General features: G+C 71.9%; 23 protein-coding genes. 5 read left to right on the top strand and 18 right to left on the bottom strand.

Annotated features, from left to right (window positions below):
• Positions 1-35: 35 nt before the first annotated feature.
• From ACKUU6_RS21025 to ACKUU6_RS21015, 3 genes are all read right to left on the bottom strand, one after another.
• A complete protein-coding gene (locus ACKUU6_RS21025) occupies positions 36-1,412 on the bottom strand; it encodes a WXG100 family type VII secretion target (RefSeq protein WP_407990105.1) in 1,377 nt (458 codons plus the stop codon).
• Positions 1,413-1,458: 46 nt separating this feature from the next.
• Positions 1,459-1,941: a hypothetical protein gene (locus ACKUU6_RS21020; protein ID WP_407990104.1), complete on the bottom strand. Its 483-nt coding sequence runs from the start codon at positions 1,939-1,941 to the stop codon at positions 1,459-1,461.
• Between the two features lie 163 nt (positions 1,942-2,104).
• Positions 2,105-2,788: an endonuclease V gene (locus ACKUU6_RS21015; RefSeq protein WP_407990103.1), complete on the bottom strand. Its 684-nt coding sequence runs from the start codon at positions 2,786-2,788 to the stop codon at positions 2,105-2,107.
• A gap of 175 nt (positions 2,789-2,963) precedes the next feature.
• On the opposite strand from ACKUU6_RS21015, the gene ACKUU6_RS21010 reads away from it, so the two are divergent.
• On the top strand, positions 2,964-3,212 hold the full coding sequence (locus ACKUU6_RS21010; protein ID WP_407990102.1) for a hypothetical protein: 249 nt from the start codon (positions 2,964-2,966) through the stop codon (positions 3,210-3,212).
• 120 nt (positions 3,213-3,332) lie between these two features.
• On the opposite strand, the gene ACKUU6_RS21005 is transcribed toward ACKUU6_RS21010, so the two are convergent.
• Positions 3,333-4,034, bottom strand: coding sequence for an RDD family protein (locus ACKUU6_RS21005; protein WP_407990101.1), 702 nt, complete (start codon positions 4,032-4,034; stop codon positions 3,333-3,335).
• 93 nt (positions 4,035-4,127) lie between these two features.
• The gene (locus tag ACKUU6_RS21000; protein ID WP_407990100.1) at positions 4,128-5,339 is read right to left on the bottom strand and encodes an RDD family protein; all 1,212 of its coding nucleotides are present in this window, start codon (positions 5,337-5,339) and stop codon (positions 4,128-4,130) included.
• A 228-nt stretch (positions 5,340-5,567) separates the two neighbouring features.
• On the opposite strand from ACKUU6_RS21000, the gene ACKUU6_RS20995 reads away from it, so the two are divergent.
• On the top strand, positions 5,568-5,984 hold the full coding sequence (locus tag ACKUU6_RS20995; RefSeq protein ID WP_407990099.1) for an SsgA family sporulation/cell division regulator: 417 nt from the start codon (positions 5,568-5,570) through the stop codon (positions 5,982-5,984).
• 234 nt (positions 5,985-6,218) lie between these two features.
• Here ACKUU6_RS20995 and ACKUU6_RS20990 read toward each other — a convergent pair whose 3' ends face one another.
• From ACKUU6_RS20990 to ACKUU6_RS20975, 4 genes are all read right to left on the bottom strand, one after another.
• Positions 6,219-7,601: a glycosyltransferase 87 family protein gene (locus ACKUU6_RS20990; protein ID WP_407990098.1), complete on the bottom strand. Its 1,383-nt coding sequence runs from the start codon at positions 7,599-7,601 to the stop codon at positions 6,219-6,221.
• A 202-nt stretch (positions 7,602-7,803) separates the two neighbouring features.
• Positions 7,804-9,330 (bottom strand): cellulose binding domain-containing protein, encoded by a 1,527-nt coding sequence (locus ACKUU6_RS20985; protein ID WP_407990097.1) that lies wholly within the window; start codon positions 9,328-9,330, stop codon positions 7,804-7,806.
• Between the two features lie 223 nt (positions 9,331-9,553).
• Positions 9,554-10,927, bottom strand: a complete 1,374-nt coding sequence (locus ACKUU6_RS20980; RefSeq protein ID WP_407992187.1) for a sensor histidine kinase — start codon at positions 10,925-10,927, stop codon at positions 9,554-9,556.
• A 107-nt stretch (positions 10,928-11,034) separates the two neighbouring features.
• Positions 11,035-11,745 (bottom strand): response regulator transcription factor, encoded by a 711-nt coding sequence (locus ACKUU6_RS20975; protein WP_407990096.1) that lies wholly within the window; start codon positions 11,743-11,745, stop codon positions 11,035-11,037.
• A gap of 156 nt (positions 11,746-11,901) precedes the next feature.
• On the opposite strand from ACKUU6_RS20975, the gene ACKUU6_RS20970 reads away from it, so the two are divergent.
• Positions 11,902-12,396, top strand: coding sequence for a hypothetical protein (locus ACKUU6_RS20970; protein WP_407990095.1), 495 nt, complete (start codon positions 11,902-11,904; stop codon positions 12,394-12,396).
• Between the two features lie 3 nt (positions 12,397-12,399).
• Here the strand turns inward: ACKUU6_RS20970 and ACKUU6_RS20965 are convergent, their stop codons facing one another.
• Positions 12,400-12,930 carry a VOC family protein gene (locus ACKUU6_RS20965; RefSeq protein ID WP_407990094.1) on the bottom strand — a complete coding sequence of 177 codons (531 nt, stop codon included), beginning with the start codon at positions 12,928-12,930 and terminating at the stop codon, positions 12,400-12,402.
• Positions 12,931-13,111: 181 nt separating this feature from the next.
• Between ACKUU6_RS20965 and ACKUU6_RS20960 the strand changes: the two genes are divergently transcribed.
• Complete coding sequence (locus tag ACKUU6_RS20960) at positions 13,112-13,594, top strand: Lrp/AsnC family transcriptional regulator (RefSeq protein WP_407990093.1); 483 nt, start codon at positions 13,112-13,114, stop codon at positions 13,592-13,594.
• A 34-nt stretch (positions 13,595-13,628) separates the two neighbouring features.
• Here the strand turns inward: ACKUU6_RS20960 and ACKUU6_RS20955 are convergent, their stop codons facing one another.
• The 5 genes from ACKUU6_RS20955 to ACKUU6_RS20935 form a co-directional block, all read right to left on the bottom strand.
• Positions 13,629-14,435, bottom strand: coding sequence for a S16 family serine protease (locus ACKUU6_RS20955; protein ID WP_407990092.1), 807 nt, complete (start codon positions 14,433-14,435; stop codon positions 13,629-13,631).
• Between the two features lie 53 nt (positions 14,436-14,488).
• Positions 14,489-15,139 carry an IclR family transcriptional regulator gene (locus tag ACKUU6_RS20950; protein ID WP_057237549.1) on the bottom strand — a complete coding sequence of 217 codons (651 nt, stop codon included), beginning with the start codon at positions 15,137-15,139 and terminating at the stop codon, positions 14,489-14,491.
• A 334-nt stretch (positions 15,140-15,473) separates the two neighbouring features.
• Entirely contained in the window at positions 15,474-15,863 is a 390-nt protein-coding gene (locus tag ACKUU6_RS20945; RefSeq protein WP_407990091.1) for a DUF2752 domain-containing protein, read from the bottom strand.
• Between the two features lie 71 nt (positions 15,864-15,934).
• The gene (locus ACKUU6_RS20940) at positions 15,935-16,168 is read right to left on the bottom strand and encodes a TM2 domain-containing protein (RefSeq protein WP_407990090.1); all 234 of its coding nucleotides are present in this window, start codon (positions 16,166-16,168) and stop codon (positions 15,935-15,937) included.
• A 408-nt stretch (positions 16,169-16,576) separates the two neighbouring features.
• Positions 16,577-18,394, bottom strand: a complete 1,818-nt coding sequence (locus ACKUU6_RS20935; protein WP_407992186.1) for a DEAD/DEAH box helicase — start codon at positions 18,392-18,394, stop codon at positions 16,577-16,579.
• Between the two features lie 367 nt (positions 18,395-18,761).
• Here ACKUU6_RS20935 and ACKUU6_RS20930 point away from each other — a divergent pair, with 367 nt between their 5' ends.
• Positions 18,762-19,202, top strand: coding sequence for an SsgA family sporulation/cell division regulator (locus tag ACKUU6_RS20930; protein ID WP_407990089.1), 441 nt, complete (start codon positions 18,762-18,764; stop codon positions 19,200-19,202).
• 5 nt (positions 19,203-19,207) lie between these two features.
• On the opposite strand, the gene ACKUU6_RS20925 is transcribed toward ACKUU6_RS20930, so the two are convergent.
• From ACKUU6_RS20925 to ACKUU6_RS20915, 3 genes are read right to left on the bottom strand one after another with little or no spacing between them, the layout of a single operon-like run.
• Positions 19,208-21,733 (bottom strand): bifunctional lysylphosphatidylglycerol flippase/synthetase MprF, encoded by a 2,526-nt coding sequence (locus tag ACKUU6_RS20925; protein WP_407990088.1) that lies wholly within the window; start codon positions 21,731-21,733, stop codon positions 19,208-19,210.
• Positions 21,730-23,055 carry an alpha/beta hydrolase gene (locus ACKUU6_RS20920; protein WP_407990087.1) on the bottom strand — a complete coding sequence of 442 codons (1,326 nt, stop codon included), beginning with the start codon at positions 23,053-23,055 and terminating at the stop codon, positions 21,730-21,732. Before ACKUU6_RS20920 ends, ACKUU6_RS20925 begins: the two co-directional genes overlap by 4 nt.
• Positions 23,055-23,684, bottom strand: coding sequence for a class F sortase (locus ACKUU6_RS20915; protein ID WP_407990086.1), 630 nt, complete (start codon positions 23,682-23,684; stop codon positions 23,055-23,057). The genes ACKUU6_RS20920 and ACKUU6_RS20915 overlap by 1 nt, the downstream gene beginning before the upstream one ends.
• Positions 23,685-23,727 lie beyond the last annotated feature (43 nt).

Below are 23,727 nucleotides of genomic sequence, written 5' to 3'. Positions count from 1 at the left end.
GGGAATCGTCCCCTGCCCATCCGGTCGACCTCTGACTACTCCACCACGTTCGGATTCGTCGGATTCCCGACTGCCCAGGTTTCCTCGTCCTCGACGAGATAGTCCGGACGACGCTTGCCGTTCTTGTCCTTGTCCTTCTTGCCCTGCTGAGCAGCGCCCGCCATGCCGCCTCCCGAAGCGCCGGCAGCTTGACCGACCTGCCCACGGCCACGTCCGAGTCCCGATCCGCCCTCGGTGAAGGATCCGCGACCGGTACCCCCCGAACCGACCGCACCTGCCGTACCACCAGCACGCCGGGCCGCACTCGATCCTGCTCGACCTGCGGCGCCACTGGCGCCGGATCCCGCTGCGCCCGAACCTGACATCCCGGAGGACCCGAAAGCGCCGCTGCCCCGCCCCGCCGATCCTGCGGTCGCCCGCCGGAGTTCGGAGTTGGTTGTACCCCTGGTTCCGTTGAATCCGGCTGATGTACCCCTCGCGCTCCCGCCCGAGGAACCGCCGACGACTCCGGTACCACCAAGGTTGCCGCTCGTCCCGGTCCCAGCCCCCGGCCCAGTGCTGTGGCCCCCGGACGAACCGGGAGCGCTGCCGGTCGGCCTCGGGGCCGCCACAACACCATCGATTCCAGTCCCCGGCCCGAACGATCCTGGAGACTGCGGCTTGGGGAGCGGATTCGCGGTGCCACCCTTGATGCCCGGATCGGTGGGACCACTGGGCTGGAACTTCTTCGGCGGCTGAGCTCCGGTGGAACCCAGCGAGCTGGTGGACCGCGACTTGACGGGCGCTCCACCTGAGCTGTTCGCACCAGCAAAGCCGACACCAGCACCCATGATCAGGCTGCTGAGTGCCGCCGGGCCTGTGGAGTCCGGAGCAGGGATGGAGTCCCAGTCCTCAACCCGCCCACGGGAAGGCGGCTTCAGGTACTCGGTCGCTGTCCGGTACCGAGTGGCCAGGAGGTTCATCACCGCAACCGCCTGAGCCTTTTTCTCGTCGGAGACAGTAGTCCTGGTGTCCTCGTTGTCGGCACCGGCGGCAGACGCAGCGGTGTCACCAACAGCGTCGGCAGCCTTGGACCAGAAGCCTGGCTCCTCCGGCATAGTGCGCTTGGCTTCGTCAATGGCTCCCGACATGAGTTCGAGAGTGACGGCAGCATCGTTGGCGTAAGCGGCGACATTGTTGATACTCGTCGCCAGCTTGGTCATCTTGGTGTGAAACGCCTCGCTGGTCGAACCTTCCCAGCTCGTGGTGGCATCCGACGACGCAGTGGTCAGGGACGTCCGGATCTGCTTGAGGGTGTCACTGGCACGCCGCCAGGGATCGGCTGCGGACATGATGCCGCCAGAGTCCATGCCGCCGACCATCCGGCGGAGATCGCCATGGCTGTAGCCATCGAAGTTGGTGAATTCGCTCACGAGTGTGCCTCCTGTCCGCCGGAAAATCCTGGATGTTGGGGGGTGCTCACCATGTCGACTGGGGTTCGCCACTGCCGGCCGGCGTTGCTCCGACGGGAGGAGTGGGGCTCGTCTTCGGGCCACCGGGGCGCGATGACGACGAGCTGTAACCGACCTGCGTGGTGGCCGTGTTGCTGCCCACCGACCAGCCGTCGGAGTTCAGCTTGAGACCACGGGTGGTCTCGCTCTCCTGCTCCTCGTAGTTCCGAGCGGTGAGCTCCGCCTTACGCTGGGCCTCGTCAATGGCGTCCTGGAGGAAGTTCATGACGTCCCGAAGGCTGTCCCGCATCGTCTCGTACTTGTCGAACAGCGCCTGCGCCTCCGGAAACGTCCCGAACGCCGCCCGCCCGACCCCGCTCTGTCCGTGTGTCCGGCTGCCGTCCGCCCGCGCCTGGAACTCGTCCAGCAGTCCCCGTACCTGCGACGCGAACGCCCGTAGGTTGTCGACCTCGACGCGGTAGCCGGCACCGCCGCCGTTCCCCGTGCTCACGACTGTCCTCCCCCATGGAGCCAGGACTGGACTGGTATGCCCTGGTATCAACTGTTCCGGTACGACCCGGCCTTGAGGGCACGGGCTTACAACCCTCATGTCTAACACATGCCGCCGTCGGCCTGAACGGCGACGTGACGCTCCGAGAGCGATTGGTACCGAATCAGGACACGGCCGCCGCGAGCGCCCGGCGGCAGAGCGAGTCGGCCCGGCGGGTGGTCTCGGGCTGGCGGTAACCGGCCGTCAGGTCCAGCGTGACGGCCACGGATTCGGGAAGGCCGATGCGGTGGCCGACCGAGACGAAGACCGGCTTGGTGCCCGCCCGGGTGCGGAGTGCGGCACCGACCTGCTCCCCGGTATCGGGGTCGAGCAGCGGTGCGGTGGCCCCGCGTTCCGGCCCGGGCTGGTCGAACACGAAGGTGAACGGCGTCTTGGCGACGCCGAGGGTGCGCAGGCCGGTGAGTACGCCCAGGTGGCTGGCGAGACCGAGGCGGCGCGGGTGCGCCAGGCCGTATCCGTCGCAGACCACCAGGTCCGGGGCGCGCCGGAGATCCGCCAAAGCGTCCAGGACGGTGGGCAGTTCGCGGAAGGCGAGGAGGCCGGGGACGTACGGGAAGGTGATCCGCCCGGTCGCGGTGGTCTCCTCGACGACGGCCAGGGTGGGCAGCGAGAGCAGGACCGCCGCCGCGACCACCACGTCCCGGTCGTCGTCGTAGGCCACGTCCACGCCCGCGACCAGGGCGTCGGGGGCCAGGCCGGGACCGGACGGTTCGACCAGGGCCCGCAGGCGTTGCTGCACGGCGAGGGCTTCGGCCTCGGTGGTGGGCCAGTCGGCAGGCACGGGCATGGACTCCCCCAGATGACTACGGCTGTTCGATCCCACCGTACCGAGCGCGCGCGTGAGCCCGTGCGCCCCCCGTTCTCGGCCGAAGGCCTACTTGTCCGGACCGAAGGCTGGGTACACCTTGGTAAGGCAAGGCTTCCCCCGGCAGCGCAAGGCTCATGCGAAGGACGGTCCTGTCATGTCGCGTCCCACCATCGCCCAACTCGTCACCGGCATCCTGACCGTGGTGGTCGCGGCCGCCGTGCTGCTCGCCGTCTCCGCGTCGCGGGGGGTGTTCGAGATCGCCGTACTGGTGGCCTTCTCGGTGGCGCTCGGCACCCTGGCGACCGCACTGCTGATGACCGTCGCGGCACAGCGTCGGACCTCCGCCGGGCACCGGCCGCAGCCCCGCCCGACGACCGCCCCGGAGTACGCGGCACAGCGCTGAGCGGGCGGAGCGCCCACGAAACGCACGCGAGCCCGCGAGCCAACGCACGAAGTACGACTCGCGGGCCCTCATCGCCTGCCGCAGCATGCCGCCGTCCGGCCGCCGCGCCCTGGCGCCCCGTCAGGCCGTCGAGACGACCACGGTCTTGGCGGCCTTGTCATGGAGGCACTGGCGGTACGGCTTGTCGAAGACGCCGAACAGGCCGTCCACCGGCCACCACAGCCCGCCGCAGCAGATCACGGCTGGGAGCACGAAGGTCGCAGCCCGGGTCCAGGCGGCCGACCCGGACGGGGCGCTGCCGTCGACCAGCATCGCGACCCGGATCTTCATCAGTTTCTTGCCGAAGGTCTGGCCGTCCCGGCTGAGCATGATGCCCTCGTAGACCAGGTAGAGGGCGTAGCCGAGCCAGGCCGCACCGACCCAACCGCCCTGGTCGTCGAGGTGGGCGAACGGAAGCACCACCACCACCGCAACTGCCTGCACCAGCAGGAAGTCGACCAGGCGGGCGAGGATCCGGGCGCCCCAGCCACCCAACGGTGGCATCCCGGCGACCGGGCCGGCGCCGGTCTGGTACGGGGCACCGTAGGCGGGCGGTGGGGGCGGCGCGCCGTACGGGGATCCGTCATAGCCGCCGGGTGCGCCGTACGGGCCGGGAGGTGGCGGCGTGCCGTAGGGGTCGGCCGCCGGTGGGTGCAGAGGCGGTGCGCCGTACGGATCGGACGGCGCACCCTGCTGCCCGCCCGGTTGCGGGGGCTGCTTGTCGAAGGAGGGCTTGTCGCCCCCCTCCGGTGCGGGGTCTGACGAGGGGTCATGGGTGCTCATGATCCGAGTAGAACATCACGGATACTACGATGTTGGGATATTTAGTCCGTTTTGATCCATCAGGCTCGTTCCTCTCGGCGCACTGAGGCTCCGTCAGGCGCGCACCACGCGGGTCCGCGCCGCCCGGTCCGGCCAGCCCCGCCGGGCGGTACGGTCCCGCAGCGGCGTCAACAGGCCGACCACCGTGAGCAGCGCCACCTGCCGGACCAGCCACCGCACCGCCGACCGGCCGACCGTCGGCGCTAGAGCGGCGCGGGTCATGTCGGCGACCCGGATGCCGACCAGGCGCTTGCCGAAGGTCTGTCCGGTCCGCGAGACCGGCAGGACCTCGTAGAGCAGCGCGGCCAGCACCAGGACCCCGAGCAACGCCGCCAGCCGACCGAGCACCAGTCCGTCCACCAGCCAGACCCGTACGAGCTGACCGTCATGCCCGGCATTCATCTTGGCCAGTTCCACCTTGGCCTCGATGTGCGAGATCACCGAGCTGACCATCGGCACACCGGCCGCGACGGCAACGACGGCGAGCGCCACCGTGTCGACCAGCCGGGCCACCGCCCGACGGCCGAGACCGGCGGGGAGCGGGGCCGGCGGCTTCCGCGGGACGGCCCGGCGCGGCACAGCCGGCTTCGGCTCGGTCGGCTTCGGGGCGGTCGGCTTCGGGGCGGCCTTGGACACGGCGGCCACCACCGGAGCGGGCACCTGCACGTCGACCGGCGTCACCGTCGGCGCCAGTTCGGGCAGGGTCGCCGGCTCGGGAAAGGTCGTCGGCTCGGCGAAGGTCGCGGCAGGCGCGCCCCAGGAGACCACCTCGGGCTGCGGGGTCGGCACGGCCTGCCACGCGGTGGCAGTGGGAGGCTCGTGAACGGTCTGCTGCAACTCCCGTTCCGCATACGGCGCCAGGACGAAGGACGCACCGCCCGAAGTCTGGTCGAAGAAGACCGGTCCGGTCTCCTCGGCCGCCAGGACGGACCGGGCCGGCGGGGCCGACCGGACCGGCGGGACGGTCCGCGTCTGCGGGACGACAGGAACGGCGGGGGACGACTGCGAGGGCTCCACCCGCGCCGGCGACCCGACCACCGGCCGGGGCGGCGGTGCGACCGGAGCGAACGTGGCGGCCGCCCGATGGGTGACCCCTCGGGGCGGGGCCAGCGATTCACCGGCCGCCGGGGCCGGGCGGCTGGTGCCCGGCACCCAGGCGGAGCCACCCCAGTAGCGGACGAAGCCGGGGACGGACGGGTCGGGGTAGTAGCCCGGCGCCGGGTCGACGGCTGTGTCCAGGTCACCGGCGAAGGGCCGTTCCGTCATGGGGTTCTCTTTCCTGGCAGCACCGTGGAGCGGACGACCGGTCAGCACCCGCCTGCGGGCGGACAGTCGTCGAGCAGTCACAAAGGGTAGTACCTAGACGACGCGACGGCGGGCAGTTGGTCAATTCCAGGACCTTGGGCGAAGGCGTGTAAGAGCTTCGCCGGAGCTCACTCTCTCCTGCTGCAGGGGCACGGAGGCGGTCCCCACCACACCGAGAGGAACCCCGTCATGGAGCGGTCCACGAGCGTCATCGAGCACGAACTCGACCTCAACCTGGTGCTGTCGCCCGAGCGCAGCGTCCCGGTCCCGGCCCGGCTGTCGTACGGCAGCCACGACCCGTTCGCCGTGCACATCACCTTCCACCTGGACACCGGCACCCCGGTGACCTGGGTGTTCGCCCGCGAGCTGCTGGTCGAGGGAACGTTCCGGCCGTGTGGCCAGGGGGACGTGCGGATCTGGCCGACCCGGTCCGGACGGCACAGCGTGCTCTGCATGGCGCTCAGCTCTCCGGCCGGCGACGCCCTCCTCGAGGCACCGCTGCCCGCCGTGGCGGCGTGGCTCGAGCGGGCGCACCGCCTGGTGCCGCCGGGCGCCGAACTGGCGGCGCTGGACCTGGACCACTCGCTGGCCGAACTGCTCGCGTGAACATTAACGCGGGCGTGAAAGTTGGCTCAGGCGGGAACATCCACCCCAGGGTGAACGCCCACCGGAACATGAACGCTCACGCAGGCATGAACGCCACCTCAGACGTGAACATCGCCCCGACCATGAACGCTGTCCCCCTAGCGAACGCCACCCCCACCATAAACGTTCACCTAACTATGAACGTTCACCTCACCATGAACGCTCACGCGAACACTCACGCGAGCCGCCCCCCTCTCAGCGCCGCCCCGCCCGCTCCCCCAACCCGCCGGAAGTCCGCTGCCGGGGCAGCCAGACCAGCGGTGCCCCCGCCGCCCGCCGCCGAGAGCGGATCCGCACCGCAGCCACCGCCAGGAAGCACAGCCCGGTGAGCGGGTAGACCGCCGCCGGCAGCTGGGCCAGCGGCGACAGGTGCAGGTCCAGGTCGCCCTTGTGCGGAACGACCCACATGCCGAAGGAGAGGAAGGCGAGCAGCGTGGCAGCGAAGATCAGCCGCCACCGCAGCCGCCGGATCGCCGTCGGCCGGGAACGCTCGTGCGCCGCCTCCGCGGCGAGCAGCACCAGCACGGGCACGCACCAGACCCAGTGGTGGGTCCAGCTGATCGGTGAGATCAGCACCGCCGTGACGGCCGCGCAGCAGACGCCCCAGGCGTTGGCCCTGGGCAGCCAGCGGGCGCTGCGGAACGCCCAGGCCGCCGTGGCGAGCCCGGCGATCGCGATCAGGGCGGAGACCGCCGTGGCGACGGCCCCCGGGTGGGTGGTGTGCAGCAGCCGGGCGACCGCGCCGCTGATCGACTGGTTGTCCACGATCTCGGTCTTGCCGACCCGCGAGGAGTCGTAGAGGTACTTGGTCCAGAAGCCCCAGGTCGCGTCGGGAAGGATCAGCCAGCCGAGCAGGAAGGTGCCGAGGAAGGTCGCGCCTGCCACGAAAGCGGCCCTGACCCGGCCGGTGATCAGCAGGTAGACCGCGAACAGGCCCGGGGTGAGCTTTATCCCGGCCGCGATGCCGATCGCCACGCCCTTGGAGCGGCGGGAGTCCGCACGGGTCAGGTCCCAGAGCACCAGGCAGGCCAGCGCCAGGTTGATCTGCCCGTACCGGAGCGTGGTGAAGACCGGTTCCAGCCAGACGCCGAGCCCGGCCACCAGCACCACGCCGACCGCGCGCAGGTCCCGGCGGGGCCAGCCGACCAGCTTGAAGGAGAGGTGCGCGAGAAGGGCCAGCAGCCCGACGTTGCCGACCGTGATCGCCACTCGCAGGAAGCCGATGCCGAACCAGGTGGTCGGCACGAACAGCATCGCCGCGAACGGCGGGTACGTGGCGGGGAGGTTCCACTCCGTCACCCGAAGCCCGTACAGGTCCTGACCGTTCGCGACGGCCGCGCCCTCGGCCCGGTAGACGATCATGTCGACCATCGAGGTGCCGACGAAGTGGCGCACCACCGCGTACGTCAGCAGCGAGAACAGCGCCGCTGCCGTGGCGATCGCCAGTGGCCGGCGCGGAGCCTCCCGGAGTGCCCGGACGGGAGCGCCGAGGGCGACGGTGATACGCCGTCCGGGTGTGACATGGGCAACGGGGGCGGGCTCCTGAGAGGCCCTGCGCTGCTCTTGCGCCGTTGTCACGTGTTAGCTCCGTCCGCGGGTAGACCAGCTAGCGACCTTACCGGACCACCGGAAACGCGCTACCTGACGCTACCCCTCCCACCGCCCGACAGCTGCCCGACGGCTGCCCGACGGCTGCCCGACGGCTGCCCGACGGCTGCCGCGAGCCTCAGTCGGGAGTGCTCCTGACCCCCCGTTGGTCAGGAACACCCCCGCCGGACCGTCACCCGGTGTAGGCGCCGAGGGCCCGGGCGAAGTCCAGCGGCTGCTGGACGATGCTGCTGCAGGAGGCGTCCGCGTACGGCTTGGCGCCACCCGCGCAGGCCTTGTCCCGGGTGCCGGACCACATCGCCAGCCAGGCCAAGTGCTTGGTCCCGGCGAACTCCGCGAGCTGGGTGGCGTCGGCCACGGTGAAGACCTCGCTGGCCACGTCGTTCACGCCGATCATCGGCGTGACCGCGACCTTGGCCCAGGCGGCCGCGTCGGCCAGGCCGAGCACGCTCTTGAGCTGCGCCTGGGTCGCGGTGGCCGCGTCGATCGCGTACTTGCCCATCCGGCCCTGCGGGTTCGGCGCCGCGCGGTCGCCGTAGTCCATCGCCATGATGTTCACCGCGCCGATCGCCACGCCGTAGGACTTGGCGTTGCCAACCAGGTTCACGCCGTCCTGGGTCAGCCCGCTGGGCAGCGCGGGCAGCGTGTAGGAGACGTCCAGGGTCTTGCCCTTGGCAGCGGCGCTCTTTTGCAGCTGCGCGACGGCCTGGGCGCGACGGGTGTTCGCGGCGGTGTCACCGAGGGCACCGCCCTCGACGTCGAAGTCCACCTTGGTGGCGCCGTACGCGTCCACGGCCTTCTGGTAGGCGGCCGTCAGCTCGGGCACCGAGGAGCAGGCGGTGGCCAGTTCACTGCCGTTGGCACCGCCGAAGGAGATCCGTACGTCGCCGCCGATCGCCCGCAGCGCACCGATCTGCGCGGCCACCGCGTCGCTGCCGAGGTCGCTGACGCCGCCCCACTTCGGGGTGCAGCCGCCGCCGGAGACCACGAAGGCGAGGGTGTAGTTCTTCACGCCGGTCGCCTTCGCAGTGGCGACCAGATCGAACGGCGGGTAGAGCGAGGAATCCACGTACGGGGCGAAGTGACTCGACGTCACCACGGGCGGTGGCGGGGTCGCCGAAGCAGTGGGAGTGGGGGTCGGTGTCGCCGTCGGCTTCGCGGTAGTGGGGGTAGCGGTCGGCGGGACGCTCGGGGTCGGGGTGGCGGGCGTGGTCGGGCGCCCCGAAGGAGTGGGCGGAGTGGTGGAGCCCGCCGTGCACGGGGCGTCGTTGATCAGGCAGTTGGCGGGCTCGGCCTGGGCGGCGCCGGTGCCCTGCACCACGAAGCCGACGTCCAGGGACTTGCCCGGCTCTATCCGCTTGCTCCAGTCCTGGGGCTTGACGGTGACGTGCTGGCCGGTGGCGGTGAAGGTGGCGTTCCAGAGGCTGTCGATCCGGGCGCCGGCCGGGAGGTCGAAGCTGAGAGTCCAGCCATCGATGGCCGTGCTGTCCGGGTTGGTTACCAGGTACTGGCCGGTGTACCCGGTCTCCCAGGTGCTGGTGCGGCTGTAGACCGCCCCCGGGGTCGCGGCGCTGGCGGTGGCGGCGAAGGTTACCGCCGCGCCCGCGACGATCGTGGTGGCGACCGAGGTGGCGCCGATCACCGTGCCCTTGCGGCTGCGGCGGCGGTGCCCGGAGCGGCGGGTGGGCTGGTTCGTCATGGGCTGAGACCTCCGGCTGAGTGACCGTCAACCGGCGCTCGACGCCACCGGCCGGGCCGACGCTAGCGCCGCCCCGACGGCCCGGGGCCCCGCCTCAGACACCCGAACACCTCCGTTAGGGATCCCTTAAGGCAGACGCTCGGCCAGGGACGCTCTGCAAGGTGCACGGCTGTCGCACCGGGGCCGGAAGCTAAAGTGCCTGACCAGCTATGCACGGGCCCCCTCAGCCACGACGCTTGCGCGACAGCCGGGGCAACGTGGACAGCGTGGGCCGGGTCTCCAGGCGGAGACGGAGTTCGGCGCCGCCGAGGACGGCGGAGCGGCCGAGGGCGAGGTCGCCGCCGGTGGTCTCGGCGAGTTTGCGGACGATGTCCAGGCCGAGGCCGGTGGAGCCCTCGCCGCCCTGGCCCTCGCCCCGGCGGAGGGCGGCGTCGGGGTCGGCGAAGCCGGGGCCCGCGTCGCCGACCAGGACGATCACCGACCCCTCGGTGACCAGGACGTCAACCGAGAAGGCGGTACCGACGGCGGTGTGCCGGAAGACGTTGCCGAGCAGGGCGTCCACGGCCGCGGCGAGGTCGCCACGCTGGGCCGGTACGGGTGCAGCGCCCTCCGCGCCGGCCAGCTGCCAGCGGCGGCCCTCGTCCTCGGCGAGGGCGGACCAGAAGCCGACCCGCTCCCGGATCACCTCGGCCGCGTCGCAGCCGAACGCCACCGAGGGGATGTCCTCGGGCGCGCGGCGGGCGGTCCTGATGATCTGGTCGACCTCGCGCTCCAGCTGGGCGACCGCGTGCCTGGTGGCGTCGGCGGCGTCGCCGGTGCCCAGCGAGGCGGTGTTCAGCCGGAGGACCGTCAAGGGCGTGCGCAGGCGGTGCGAGAGGTCGGCGGCGAGTTCGCGTTCGGCGACCAGCAGGTGGACCACCCGGTCGGCCATCGCATTGAAGGCGAGGGCGGCCTCCTGGAGTTCCTCGGGGGCACCGTCGGCCTCCCGCCCCTCGACCGGGACCCGGACGGCGAGGTTGCCGCTGCCGAGCGAGCGGGCGGCGGCGGCCAGCCGACGGGCGGAGCCGACGATCCGGGCGCCCATCCGGTCGGCCACCAGCACCGAGATGGCGACCAGGGCGAGCGCGACCAGCGAGAGCACCAGCCAGGCGGTGCCCACGCCCCGAGTGAGGTCACCCCCGGCGACGTACACCTCGACCACCGCGACCCGCTGGGCGTCCACCGCGACGGGCTGCAGCAGGACGAAGCCGCCGGGCGCCCGGTCGATGAAGGACTGGCCGTGGCCGGCCGCGGTGCCGACCGCGACCTCGGAGGCCCGGCCGTGGCCGACCACGGTGCCGGGGCCGGAGCCGGTGACCGGGAGGTGGACGGCCATCTTCTCCTGGGCTCCCGCGTCGGTACTGGCCAGCGCGCGGGTGATCGCGCCCTCCTCGGTGGTGATCGCCAGGGCCGGACCGAGCGCGGCAGCCTGGCGTTCGGCGGAGGTGAAGGCGCGGTCCCTGGCGGTCTGCTGGACCATCAGGCCGAGCGGGATCAGGAAGGCCAGCGCGACCATCGTGGTGCCGGCCACCGCCGCCTTGATCAGCGCCCGGCGCAGCGAGCTCCCGGTCCGCACGGCACCGTCGGTACGGGCGACGCGGTCGGTCCGCGCGACACCGTCGGTACGGGCACCGCCGTCCGCCCGGGCACCCCGACCGCTCCGGCTCACGTCGGCTCCCCGCCGTCGGCCTCCGCCGCCGGGGCCTCCAGCCGGACCCCGACGCCCCGGACGGTGTGCAGGTAGCGCGGTTTCGAGGCAGTCTCGCCGAGCTTGCGGCGCAGCCACGACAGGTGCACGTCGATGGTCTGGTCACCGCCGTACGTCTGCCGCCAGACCTCGGCCAGGATCTCCTTGCGCGGCACCACGACACCGGGCCGGGCGGCCAGGAAGGCGAGCAGGTCGAACTCGCGCCGGGTCAGGTCCAGCGGCCGGTCGTCCAGGACGGCTTCGCGCCGCTGGGCGTCGATGGCCAGTCCGCCGACCCGGAGCACCTGGGCGACCGGGGCGGTGCCGCCGCCGAAGCGGCGCAGCACGGCGGTCATCCGGGCCGTCAGGTGTTCGACGGAGAAAGGTTTCACCAGGTAGTCGTCGGCGCCGTCGTTGAGCAGCCGGACGATCTCCGCCTCGTCGTCCCGGGCGGTCGAGATGATCACCGGGACGTTGGTCAGTCCGCGGATCATCTTGAGCGCCTCGCTGCCGTCCAGGTCGGGCAGGCCGAGGTCGAGGATCACCAGGTCGCAGCCGACCTGGGCGACCTCCCGGAGGGCTTCCAACGCGGTGCCGACGCTGCGGACCGCGTGGCCGGAGGCGGCCAGGTGCCGGATGAGGGCGGAGCGTACGAAGGGGTCGTCCTCGACCACGAGCACTGTTGCCATGGGGCCGCAGGGTACGCCATTCGGGACCAATGGTCTGTACCGCAGGACGGTTCCGGAACGGCCCGCGACCGGCCCGGTGTCATTTGTGCAACTTCCCTGCCGATTCGCTGACCTGCACTCCTGACGGTCCCGCCGGTACGGCAGGATGTGCAGGCGATGCGGAACGGACTGGTACAGCTCGGCGCCTGGACGGCGGCCACGGGGGCAGCGGTGGCGCTGTCCTGGCTCGGCGTGCACGCGGTGCTGACCGAGGCCGCGTTCGAGCAGCCCTCGGCCCTGCCGCTCCCGTCAGCGGCGGCCCGGAGCTCCGACGCACCGTCAGTTCCGTTGCCGCCCAGCACTGGCGACACCCTTTCGACGAGCCCCACGCCCACGGCGGCGATCACCCCGGTGGCCAGGCCGAGCAAGAAGCCCACTCCCACCGCCGCCTCCTCGGTGAAGAGCTTCCGGGTCCCCGGCGGTCGGGTCGCGCTGGACATGCAGCCGACCACCGCCGACCTGGTCTCCGCCACCCCCGACCAGGGCTGGCAGATGCAGCTCTGGCAGGGCGACCAGTGGCTCCGGGTCGACTTCTCCAGGGACGGCAGCACCAACTCGGTCTTCGCCACCTGGAACGGCCACCACCCCGACGTCCAGACCGTGGTGCGCTGAAGGTCAGCCCAGGATCCCCGGCGGCGGCACGAGGTAGCCCGGCAGGTACGGGCCCGGGTAGGCGGTGCGCTCGACCAGCAGGTGGTGCGCGGGCCCGGGGGTGCCCAGGGTGGCCAGCACGGCGGTGCCGTAGTGGTCGGTGAGCTCGTGCGGTTCGGTCACCGAAAGAGCGCCGCGGTCGACCGCATAGTCGTACGCGGCGTAGGCGTCGGGCACTTCGATGACCAGGTCGAGGATGGTGTCGCCGTGCCGGGCGACGTGCCGGGCGATCCGTTCGGCCCGCGCGGTGAAGGGGTGGAGGGCGGAGCTGACGACCAGTCGGGTCGCGCCGGACTCCAGCACGAAGGAGAGCGTGTCGGGACGGCCGGTCTCGGGGCCCGCGTACGCGGTGCACCGCATGGCCAGTGCGGCGCAGTAGTACCGGGCGGTGCGGCGGGCGTCCCGGACGGCGAGCACCGCGTCGGTGCGCAGGGCCGCCGGTGGACCGGTCTCGTCCGGGAACGGGGCGAGCGGTGCAGTGGAGACGTCGGTCAACGAGAACCTCCCCGGTTGGCCTCGTGGCACGCTGTGGGGGCCCGCACCACGAGGCGGTGGAGGGAGCGTGGCGCCCGGACCGGCGTTGCGCAACTGTTCCGGATTCCGCTGGGCAAGCTGTGCGCCCGGGCCGGACAATGGCAGGCGCAGTTGGACAGATTGCCCACTGGACGGAGCGGCCGTGCACACCCCGAACGACGCGATCGACGCGCTCGACGGCAAGTTGATCAGACTACTCAGCGAGGAGCCCCGGATCGGGGTGCTGGAGTGCTCCCGCCGGCTCCAGGTCGCCCGGGGCACCGTTCAGGCCCGGCTGGACCGGCTGCAGGCCCGGGGAGTGATCGGCGGCTTCGGCCCCCAGGTGGACCCGGCGGCGATCGGCTATCCGGTCACGGCCTTCGCCACGCTGGAGATCTCGCAGGGCCAGGGGGTGGACGTCCGGGCCCACCTGACCTCCGTGCCCGAGGTGCTGGAGCTGCACACCATCACCGGGCACGGCGACATGATGGTACGGATCGTGGCCCGGTCGAACGCCGACCTGCAGCGGGTGATCGACCGGGTGGTGGGCTTCGACGGGATCGTCCGGGCCTCGACCGCGATCGCGCTGGAGAACCCGGTGCCGTTCCGCATCCTGCCGCTGGTGGACCAGGCCGCGCGGGAGTGATCCCGGGGGCGGTCCACCGGACGCCGACGGAGCGTCAGCAGGCGGGCACCGCGCCGCCGGTGTTCAGCGCGCCCAGGGCGGCGATCGCGCCCGCCAGGGTCTCCACCGGCACCAGCCGCAGTCCGGCCGGGGTGTTCACCTTGGCCGACGAGCACTCGCTCCTCGGCACCAGGAAGACGGTCGCGCCGTCCCGGGCGGCCGCCTGGGTCTTCAGCGGTACGCCGCCGACCGCGCCGATGTTGCCCTGCTCGTCGATGGTGCCGGTCCCCGCGATCACCCTGCCGCCGGACAGGTCACCGCCCTTGCCGTCACCGGCCAGCTTGTCGACGATGCCCAGCGCCAGCAGCTGGCCGGCGCTCGGCCCGCCGATCGAACCCAGGTCGACCTTCACCTTCACCTGGTTCGGCGACAGTTTCAGGTAGTCCAGGGCCGCGACTGTGGCACTGTCCTGGGACTCCGTCATCTGTTCCGCCGTCACCTGCTCGGCCTTGACCGGGTCCCGCTGCGGGTAGACCGCCTCGGACGGCAGCACCGCCTGGTCCGGATCGAGCCAAGCTTCCAGCGCGGTGGACAGCCGGGTGCGCTCGCCCGGGTTGGTCGCCGAGATGGTCACCATCCGCAGCTGCCCGTCGGTCTGCCGGAGCGGCGCCCCGGTGACGGTCAGCACCGGCTGCCCCTCGTACGAGCCGAGCACGTCGGCGGTGGTCCCCGGCATGGTCAGCGTGAACGGCAGCGGCACGAAGGCCGCCGTGCCGAACAGCGTGGCCACCAGCGCCCCGCACAGGGCCAGCGCGCGGGTCTTCGGACGGGTCAGCACCGGGGGCAGCTTCGCATCGGACACACCGGAATCGTACGGGCCAACCCGTCCGGCGCGCGGCACCGGCCACCTGAGGGCTACCTGAGGGCGTCGGCCACCTCGGTCGCGGCCTCCACCACGCGCGGTCCGACCCGCTCGGGCACCAGCCCGTTGAGCATCACCACGCCGACGCTGCCCTCGATCCCGCTGAGCCCGAGCAGCGCCGCCGCCGCACCGCTGGCTCCGGACTGCTCCTCCGCCCGGGTGATCACGAAACCCTGCTCGGGCCGGCGCTGACCGGGGAAGTTGCGGGCCTCCAGGATCGCCCGGCCGGCCGCGCTCTCGTCCAGCGGGTGCCGCAGGCCGGTCCGGTACGCGACGTGGAAGTCGGTCCAGCTCGGCTCAACCACGGCCACCGCGAGCGCCTCGGCGCCGTCGACCAGGGTCAGGTGGGCGGTGGCGCCGAGATCCTCGGCCAGGCTGCGCAGCGCGGGCAGCGCGGCCTCCCGCAGCAGCGGGTGGACCCGGTGGGCCAGTCGCAGCACGCCCAGCCCGACCCGGGCCCGGCCGCCGATGTCGCGGCGGACCAGCCCGTGCTGCTCCAGGGTGGCCAGCAGCCGGTAGACGACCGTCCGGTTGACGGCCAGCCGGGCCGCCAGCTCGGTGACGGTCAGGCCGCGCTCGGAGTCGGCCAGCAGTTTGAGGACCCGGACACCACGGTCCAGGGTCTGGGAGGTCTCGGCAGTCACGACGCGCATTCCTTTCTGCGGCGGGTCACCGACTTCCGGGCAGGCCGGGGCCTGACCGGGGGTCCGGTGCTGTACGCGCAGGTGGGGTGTCCGCCCTGGAGCTGTCCGTCGGCGTCGTCGACGAGCGGGCAGCCCTGCGGTGCCCGTCTCGGGTTGGGGTGGGTCGTTCGAGAGAGCGTGGGGAGAAAGTAGTGAAGGAGGGGCACGCTGCGGAAGGGTCTGTCCAAAATTCGGGCAGGATCCGTTATCGAACGGAACGCAAATCCGGACAACCAGCCCATTTATCCAGGCCCTTCCCGCCCACCAGTTCGAACGGACTCCGGAGTCCGGACACTCACCAGAGGTTGCGGCCGACCGTCCAGACCACCGCAACAGCGAGAACGGCCACCGTCCCGCGCGGACCGAGCCGCACCCGAAAGCGCCGCCCTGCCAGTCCGTGCCGGACCCAGTTCCCGTAGAGCACCGCGAGCAGCGGGAGGGCGAGCAGCAGCGCGGCATTGTCCGCCCAGGCGGCGGCCAGATCACCGTGCAGCAGGTCGTACGTCATCCTGGTGGCGCCGCAGGCGGGGCATGCCAGGCCGGTCAGCCGGTGCCAGGGGCAGAACGGCAGCAGCTGTCCGGCCAGGTGCGGATCGCGGGAGCGGAGGTGCCAGGCGCCCACCGCCCCGGCGGCCGACACGGCCGGCGGCAGTGCGGCGGCGCGCAGCCGGTCGGTCCCGGACACGACGGAACCCCCGGCCCGGGTGAACTCACCGGACCGGGGGTCGGGACGCCTGGAGCGCACCTGGGGCACCGTCAGCCGGCGAGCTTGCGGCCCTGGGCGTCGGTGCGGTCATTGCTGACCAGGAAGATGACACCGTCGATCAGCGACCAGAAACCGAGGCCACCGCAGGTGCAGAGCTGGGCGATCGCCATGCCGGTGTGACCGGTGTAGAAACGGCCGACGCCGAAGCAGCCGAGGAAGAGCTGGAGAACGCCGGCGACGATCTTCGACTTGTCGGACAGCTCGGGGGAGGCGGTGTTTGCCACGGTGGTTCTTCTCCTTCTGGCGGCCCACCGGAAAAGGGCATGGTGAGGCCGCGTCAAATCAATGGGGTCGCCGGAGGATCGCGCAGGAATATCGCCGTGCGACCAGGCAACCGGCACGCTATCGGACTTCCGCACCCCATGTCTCGGTAAAATCCGCCCACCAAACGACATTGCCGTAACGCTTCCACAACGGATCGTCAGATCGCCCGACGCAGGCCACCTTCGGGCGCATCGAATCCCGAGCTCTCCATGCCGAATTCTGGACGGAAATCGGCGTGGCGAGCTTTCCCTGTCGCTTCACCGAATGGCCGGGGCCAATATCTGACGCTGCGACAGATGCGCGCTCGGCTACCGGAGTTCGCCGAGAACGTGCGCATCACCTTCCGGGGAATCCCAGCGCGCAGGCTCTCAGTTGGCCCACTCGCGGATCTTGGAGATCCGCGCCTTCAGCTGGTTGGCCGTCGCCTGGGCCGTGAGCGGGCCGCCACACTGGCGGCGGAGCTCGTTGTGGATGGTGCCGTGCGGCTGGTTGGTGCGGTGGTGCCAGGCGGCGACCAGGCCGTTCAGCTCCTTGCGCAGGTCGCGCAGCTCCTGGTGGGTCACCACGGGGCGCTGCTCGGCCGGGAGCTCCAGCAGGTCGGCCTCCTCGGCCGGCTTGCCCTTGGAGCGCTGGATCTGCCGGGTCTGACGTTTCTGCAGCAGCATCTGCACCTGGTCGGGCTCCAGCAGGCCGGGGATGCCGAGGTAGTCCTCCTCCTCCTCGCTGCCCGGGTGCGCCTGCATCCCGAACTCCATGGAGTTGTAGAGCACCCGGTCGAAGACCGCGTCGGAGCCGATCGCCTCGTAGCTGAACTCGTCACCGCCGCCGTCCGGGCCGTCGTTGGCCCGCTCGGCCTCGGCGAGCAGCCGGTCCTCCTCGTCGAAGAGACCGTCACCCTCCTTCTTCGGCCGGTCCAGCACGTGGTCCCGCTGCAGCTCCATCTCGTTGGCGAAGCCGAGCAGCGTGGGTACCGTGGGCAGGAAGACCGAGGCGGTCTCGCCCCGCTTGCGGGCCCGGACGAAACGGCCGACCGCCTGGGCGAAGAACAGCGGGGTGGAGATCGAGGTGGCGTACACCCCGACGCAGAGCCGGGGCACGTCGACGCCCTCGGACACCATCCGGACCGCGACCATCCAGCGGGACGTCCCCGCCGCGTAGTCGGAGATCCGCTGGGAGGCCTCGGTCTCGTCGGAGAGCACCAGGGTGACCTTCTCCCCGGAGATCTCGCGCAGGATCTTGGCGTACGCCCGGGCCACGTTCTGGTCGGTGGCGATCACCAGGCCGCCCGCGTCCGGGATCGCCTTGCGGACCTCGGTGAGCCGCCGGTCGGCCGCCTGCAGCACACTCGGGATCCACTCGCCCTGCGGGGCCAGCGCGGTCCGCCAGGCCTGGGCGATCAGGTCCTTGGTCATCGGCTCGCCGAGCCTGGCCTCCAGTTCGTCCCCGGACTTGGTCCGCCAGCGCATGTTGCCGCTGTACGAGAGGAAGATGACCGGCCGGACCACGTGGTCCGCCAGCGCGTGCCCGTAGCCGTAGGTGTAGTCGGCGACCGACTTCCGCAGACCGTCGGTGTCCTGCTCGTACTGGACGAACGGGATCGGGTTGGTGTCCGAGCGGAACGGCGTACCGGTCAGCGCGAGCCGCCGGGCGGCCGGCTCGAAGGCCTCGAAGCAGGCCTCGCCCCAGGACTTGGAGTCACCGGCGTGGTGGATCTCGTCCATCACCACCAGGGTCTTGCGGGCCTCGGTCCGGTTGCGGTGCAGCATCGGGTTGACCCCGACGCCCGCATAGGTGACCACGATGCCGTGGTACTCCTTCGACAGCGGCCCCGAGGAGTAGGCCGGGTCGAGCTTGATGCCTATCCGGGCGGCGGCCTCGGCCCACTGCTTCTTCAGGTGCTCGGTCGGGGCGACCACGGTGATCTGCTGCACCAGGTGGTTGTGCAGCAGGTACGAGGCCAGGGTGAGCGCGAAGGTGGTCTTGCCTGCGCCGGGGGTGGCGACCGCGAGGAAGTCCCGCGGCTGCTTCTCGACGTACTTGTCCAGCGCACCCTGCTGCCAGGCCCGGAGCTTGCCCGCCGTGCCGTACGCGGCGCGGCTGGGGAAGGCTGGGGACAGATGGTGCGACCCGGCGGCGACGGGGCGGACCGGCGCATGCGGGTCGGCATCCGAGAACAGCGGGGCCATGGCGGAGGAAGCGGCAGTACTCACGGTCTCCGGAGGGGGATCGTCGCAGGTCAGGGCCCAGGCGGCAGGCCCGTCCCGCAGTCGGGCAGCGGTCGGACAACCCGCCTAGCCTACCGGCAGCCACCCCGGGCGCCCGCCCGACACGAGATCCACCGGGGGCGCGCGTCGCGGCCCCGGCGCGGACGTGCAGGCCGAACGGGGGGTACCGGACGATTCCGGTCGGTCGGCCGGTTTCGCCGGAAAGGTCGTGGGCAATGTGACGTGGGTCACGTCATTACGTCTCAGAAGTGACGTAAGACCCAGGGGTCACCCGGCTCTCACTGGTGTGGCCCCGGACAACCGGGCCGTGCCCGATCGGGAGGAATCCATGTCCGCCGCCGTTGTCGAGCAGGTCGTCCAGGCCAGGCTCATCGTCAGCACCCACCGCTCCGCCCTGCTGCGCGTCACTCTGCGGTACCGGGCCGACGATCCGCTGGCGGTGCGGATGGGCTTCCCGGCCGAGTACTCGCTGGACGTCGAGCCCGAGCCGCCTGCCGCCTCGCAGCCGCCCGAGGTCGAGTGGGTCTTCGCCCGCCAGCTGCTCGCGGCCGGCCTCGACCAGCCGACCGGCGACGGCGACGTGCACGTCCGCCCCGCGCTCGGGCAGCGCGCGATGGTCGAGCTACGGGCCCCGGAGGGCGTCGCGCTGCTCCAGTTCGACGCGCCCGACCTGCGCCGCTTCCTCTGGCGCAGCCACCTGGTGGTGGCCGAGGGCGAGGAGTTCAGCCTCCTGGACGCGGACCGGGCGCTGGCCGAGCTGCTCGGCTGAGACCACTACCCGGACAGCTTGCGCATCAGCCGGACGCCCTGAGCGGGCGTCAGGTGGGGCAGGTACGCCTTGCCGATCGCCCGACTGATGCTGCCCAGCGCGGCCGGGTCGGGGTAGACCATGTACATCGGCCGGTACTCGGGCTGGAACTTCGCCTTGAAGGCGAGCAGCGAACGGAAGCCGTAGACCGGCTCCATGCTCCGGCCCAGCCAGTCCATGGTGCGGTCCAGCGCGCTCAGCTCGGCCCCGCGCTCGGCCCTGGCCAGCGGGGCGCCGGAGAGGCTGAGGAACTCCGCGCCCTCCTCCTTGAAGCCGAGCGCGGCGGAGGCGATCAGGAACTCCATCACGCCCCGGAAGCCCTCCGAGCGCCGCCGCATGAAGTCCAGCGTCCAGCCCACCGGGGCGCCGTCCCGGTAGACCGGCATCCAACTGGTCAGCCCGTGCACGGTCCGGTCACCGTCCACCGCGACCAGTATCCGCACCGCCGGGTCGGCCAGCTCTTCCAGGCCGCCCAGGGTGAAGCCCATCTCGGGAAGGCCCTTGTCGGAGACCCACTCCTCGGAGATCGAGCGGATCTGGTCCCGGATCGCGAGCGGCGCGTCCTGCCAGCTCCACCACTCGGCGGTGATGCCCTGCTTGCCCGCCTTGTTCAGCGCGGTCCTGATGTCCTGCCACTTCTTCCCGGTGAAGGCCAGCTCGGGCAGCGGCACCACGGTGTCCTCGGCGACCTGGAGCGAGCGCCAGCCGAGCTCCTCGGCGACCTGCTGGGTGTCGCCGGTGACGCTGTAGAAGCAGGGCGACCAGCCGCGTTCGTCGCAGTACCGGGCGAAGCCGCCCACCGCCCGCCGCCGGGCGGCCGGCTCGCCGAACGGGTCGCCGGTGGTCAGCGCGACCGTGGCGATCACCCGGTACGGGACGGCCGCCTCGCCGCGCTCGTCGAACCAGTAGTGGTTGCCGTCCCAGGTGGAGATGAAGGAGAGCGTCGAGCCGCCGTACCGGGTCAGCAACTCCCTGGCCCGGGCCGCGTCCTCGGCGTCCACGTGCACCACCGGGCGGCGGAACGCGAGCAGCAGCGCGACCAGCGCGACCACCCAGAACAGCACCCCGCACCAGATCTGCAGCGCCTGCGCGGTGCCGCCCACGGCGATCGGGTAGGCCGGCACCAGGTCGTTGTAGGCGGGCGGCAGCAGCTCCGAGGGCAGCCCGGCCACCAGGCGGTAGAAGGTGGCGTCCGGCTCGTACTGGTCCCGGACCAGCCAACCGATGCCGACGTACGCACCGCAGCTGAGCAGCAGCGCGCCCCCGATCACCTGCGCCAGCCGGCGCAGATGACGCCGGGGCAGCCGCTGCTCGAAGCGCTGACGGGTGATCAGCAGCAGGAGCAGCATCACCACCGGCAGCAGCATCGCCTCGACCATCAGCTGGATCAGATAGCTCGCGCCGCCGTCCCGGGAGAAGTCCGAATAGCTCTCCACCAGCACCAGGACCAGCACGCCGGTCCAGAGCAGTTCGGTGACGGCGGTGATCCACCAGGCCAGCCGCAGGCCCCGGCGCAGGCCCTCGGCCAGCACGATCAGCAGCCCCGGCACCAGGGCCGCCATCAGCCGGCCCGGCGAGTCGAAGAACCGCTGGGTGGAGTGTGCCCGGGCGCAGGCCTTGGCCGACTCCTCGCAGGCCGCGGCCACCTCCTCGGCTGAGGGCACGTGCGAGAAGTACAGCTCGCTCATGGTGTCGAACGGCCCCATCGCGTCCTTGTAGAGCGAGGCGACCAGCGGGCCCAGCGCGGTGGCCACCAGGCAGAGCGCGACCAGCACCCGGGCCTCGGTGTGCGAGATCCCGCGCGGCCGGGCCGGGCCCCGGTGGTGCAGCAGCGCACCCAGCAGCAGGCCGACCAGCACCGCCGCGACCCGCTGGACGGTCTCCAGGTGGCCGACGTAGAGCATCGCCACCAGCGGGACCAGGACGATCAGCAGCCGCAGCCGACGCCGCCAGAGCGCGGTCAGCCGGTAGCTGAGCACCGCCGCCAGGCCGAGCAGGCCGATGTTGGGGCCGAGGGCGATCTGGTCCTGGATGGAGTCGAGCCAGTCCAGGTCGGCCGCTACCCCGAGCCACACCAGCCCGGTGCCGAGCAGCGAGCCGAGCACCTGACAGGTGATCAGCACTCCGGCGGTCAGCGGGGTGCCGAGCCGCTGCTCGGCGACCGGGCCGAGCAACAGCAGCAGCACGCTGGCGGCCACGTACGCGCCGATGCCGGGGCACCAGAGCAGCGAGCTGACCAGGGCCCACCAGTGCCCGTCCTGCAGGCTCGGCAGGCCGACCCCGACCTGTTCGAGCAGCGACTGCTCCGGCCCGTCGCCGAGGCTGCCGGTGGCCGCGCCGACCGCCCAGAGCGCGGCGAGCAGAGCGAGCGTGAGCGGCGCGGCGCGCAGCCGGCCGGCCAGCACGCCGAGCAGCCGCAGCCAGCGGTGCCAGCCGCGCTCGGGCCTGGGTGCGGTCGGGGCGGCCTCGGCCGCCGGGAGGGTGCCGGTCATCGGATCAGTCCCGCCTGCTGGGCCAGCCATGGGAGGTTGACGCCGAGTCCGGCCCGGAAGGTGTTCCAGTCGTGGCCGCCCGGGACGGTCTGGAAGGTGGCCTTCATCCCGGCCGCCACGGCCGCCTCGTACACCGTGCGCGCCTGCGGTCCGTACTCGCCGTCACCGGCGCCGACCACGAAGGCGCCCGCGGTGTCGGGGAACCTCTTCCGGGCCATCACGTGCAGCGGGTCGACCGCGTCGAAGGCCGCCTCGTCGCCGCCGAAGGCCTTCTGCACGGTCTGCTGCCGGCTACCCAGGGTGGGCTCCAGCTGGCCGGAGATGTCCAGGAAGGTGGCGTACACCTCGGGGGCGTTGACGGCCAGCTGGATCGAGCAGGTGCCGCCCTGGGAGAGCCCGCCGATCGCGAAGGCCTTGCGGCCGGTGCCGGTCTGCAGGTGGGTGTGCGCCCAGTCCGGCACGTCCTGGGCCAGGTAGGTCTGGGCTTGGGCGATCTTCGAGTTCATGCAGAGCGAGTTGGCCCACTGCGAGCCGTTCTGGCTGACCATCAGGACGATCGGGGCCAGGCCCTGGTGCGCGGCGGCGAAGGCGTCCAGTTGCTGCGGCACCTGGCCGGTGCCGACCCAGTCCGACGGGGAGCCCGGCTGGCCGGTCAGCAGGACCAGCACCGGCAGCAGCGGCCGGGGGTTCGCCTGGTAGGCGGGCGGCAGGTAGACGTAGGCGTCCATGGTCTTGAAGCCGGACTTGGTGCCGGGGATCGGGGTGGTCGACACGGTGCCCTTGGCGGGCAACCCGGCGGGCGGCTGCCAGACCTCGGAGAGCGTCTTGCCCTCCGGTACGTGCACGGCCGGCACCCGACCGGTGGTCAGGGCGTCGGTCTTGCCGATCCAGGGGGCCAGCAGCACCCGCAGGGTCGGGTTCTCGTCGAACTGCCGGTTGACCTCGGAGGTGGCCATCAGCACCACCAGCGCGGCCGCCAGGGCCGCCAACGCCCGCCCGCGCCAGGGCAGCGGCGGCATCCGCAGCGCGGCCAGGCAGAGCCCGAGCACCGCCACCCCGATCCAGAACAGGGTCTTCCGGGGCAGCCCGTCGGGGAACGGCACCCACCAGACGTCCACCACGAACCGCAGCAGTACGGTCAGCGCGGCGGCGAGCACCACCGCGCACGGCAGCCGCCTGGTCCACCAGTGCCTGCTCCTGGAGTACACCAGGCCGAGCAGCGCGGCGGAGCCGACGGCCAGTACCAGGGACGGGATCACCCCGGTGGTGAGCGGCCAGTCCAACGGGTTCCAGGTCACGGCGAGGTCGGTCCGACGGCTCATCAGGTCGCGCTCCGTACCAGGTGGGCGAAGACCACCACGTTGGCGTCCCAGCCGCGCCCGGCGGTGAAGTCGCCGCCGCAGGTGATCAGCCGCAGCTGGGAGTCGGCGCTCCGGCCGTACACCCGGGCGTCGGGGAAGGCCTCCTTGGGGAAGCTCTCCACTCCGTCCACGGTGAAGTACGCGGTGCCCCGGTCCTCGCCGTCCACCTCCACCTGGTCGCCCTTGCGCAGGGTGCCCAACCGGTAGAAGACCGCGGGGCCGTCCGCGATGTCGACGTGTCCGGCCATGATCGAGGTGCCGCGCTGACCCGGCGTCACGCCGTCGCGGTACCAGCCCGCGAGGTTGCGCTCGTGCTCCGCCGGGGTCTCCAGCCGGCCACCGCTGTCCAGTCCGAGCCCGGCCACCGGAGCGTCCACCCGCAGGGCCGGGATCCGGATCCGGGTCGGCACCGCGTGGGCCCTCGGCGGCACCAGCAGGGCGGCCGAGGTCGCCGGGTCCAGCGCCTGGTCCCGGTCCGGGGCGGGCGGGCCGCCGATCCCACCGCCGGCCAGCAGCCAGGCTCCGAGCACCAGTGCCCCGCCTGCCGCGAGCGAGCCCGACCACGGGCTCCTGGAGACCTGGTCGGTCACCCGTGACTCCTCTGCCTGACGTCGATCCACAATTCGTTCCAGT

The organism is Kitasatospora sp. CMC57 (assembly GCF_045866025.2).
Classification (GTDB): domain Bacteria; phylum Actinomycetota; class Actinomycetes; order Streptomycetales; family Streptomycetaceae; genus Kitasatospora.
Note: the sequence above shows the minus strand (reverse complement) of the source record. Positions and strands in the feature narration are given on the sequence as shown.

Coding starts and splice junctions, on each gene's coding strand:
- ACKUU6_RS21015 (WP_407990103.1), bottom strand. CDS start 2,788: ATGCCCGTGCCTGCCGACTGGCCCACCACCGAGGCCGAAGCCCTCGCC.
- ACKUU6_RS21010 (WP_407990102.1), top strand. CDS start 2,964: ATGTCGCGTCCCACCATCGCCCAACTCGTCACCGGCATCCTGACCGTG.
- ACKUU6_RS21005 (WP_407990101.1), bottom strand. CDS start 4,034: ATGAGCACCCATGACCCCTCGTCAGACCCCGCACCGGAGGGGGGCGAC.
- ACKUU6_RS21000 (WP_407990100.1), bottom strand. CDS start 5,339: ATGACGGAACGGCCCTTCGCCGGTGACCTGGACACAGCCGTCGACCCG.
- ACKUU6_RS20995 (WP_407990099.1), top strand. CDS start 5,568: ATGGAGCGGTCCACGAGCGTCATCGAGCACGAACTCGACCTCAACCTG.
- ACKUU6_RS20985 (WP_407990097.1), bottom strand. CDS start 9,330: ATGACGAACCAGCCCACCCGCCGCTCCGGGCACCGCCGCCGCAGCCGC.
- ACKUU6_RS20975 (WP_407990096.1), bottom strand. CDS start 11,745: ATGGCAACAGTGCTCGTGGTCGAGGACGACCCCTTCGTACGCTCCGCC.
- ACKUU6_RS20970 (WP_407990095.1), top strand. CDS start 11,902: ATGCGGAACGGACTGGTACAGCTCGGCGCCTGGACGGCGGCCACGGGG.
- ACKUU6_RS20935 (WP_407992186.1), bottom strand. CDS start 18,394: ATGGCCCCGCTGTTCTCGGATGCCGACCCGCATGCGCCGGTCCGCCCC.
- ACKUU6_RS20930 (WP_407990089.1), top strand. CDS start 18,762: ATGTCCGCCGCCGTTGTCGAGCAGGTCGTCCAGGCCAGGCTCATCGTC.
- ACKUU6_RS20925 (WP_407990088.1), bottom strand. CDS start 21,733: ATGACCGGCACCCTCCCGGCGGCCGAGGCCGCCCCGACCGCACCCAGG.
- ACKUU6_RS20920 (WP_407990087.1), bottom strand. CDS start 23,055: ATGAGCCGTCGGACCGACCTCGCCGTGACCTGGAACCCGTTGGACTGG.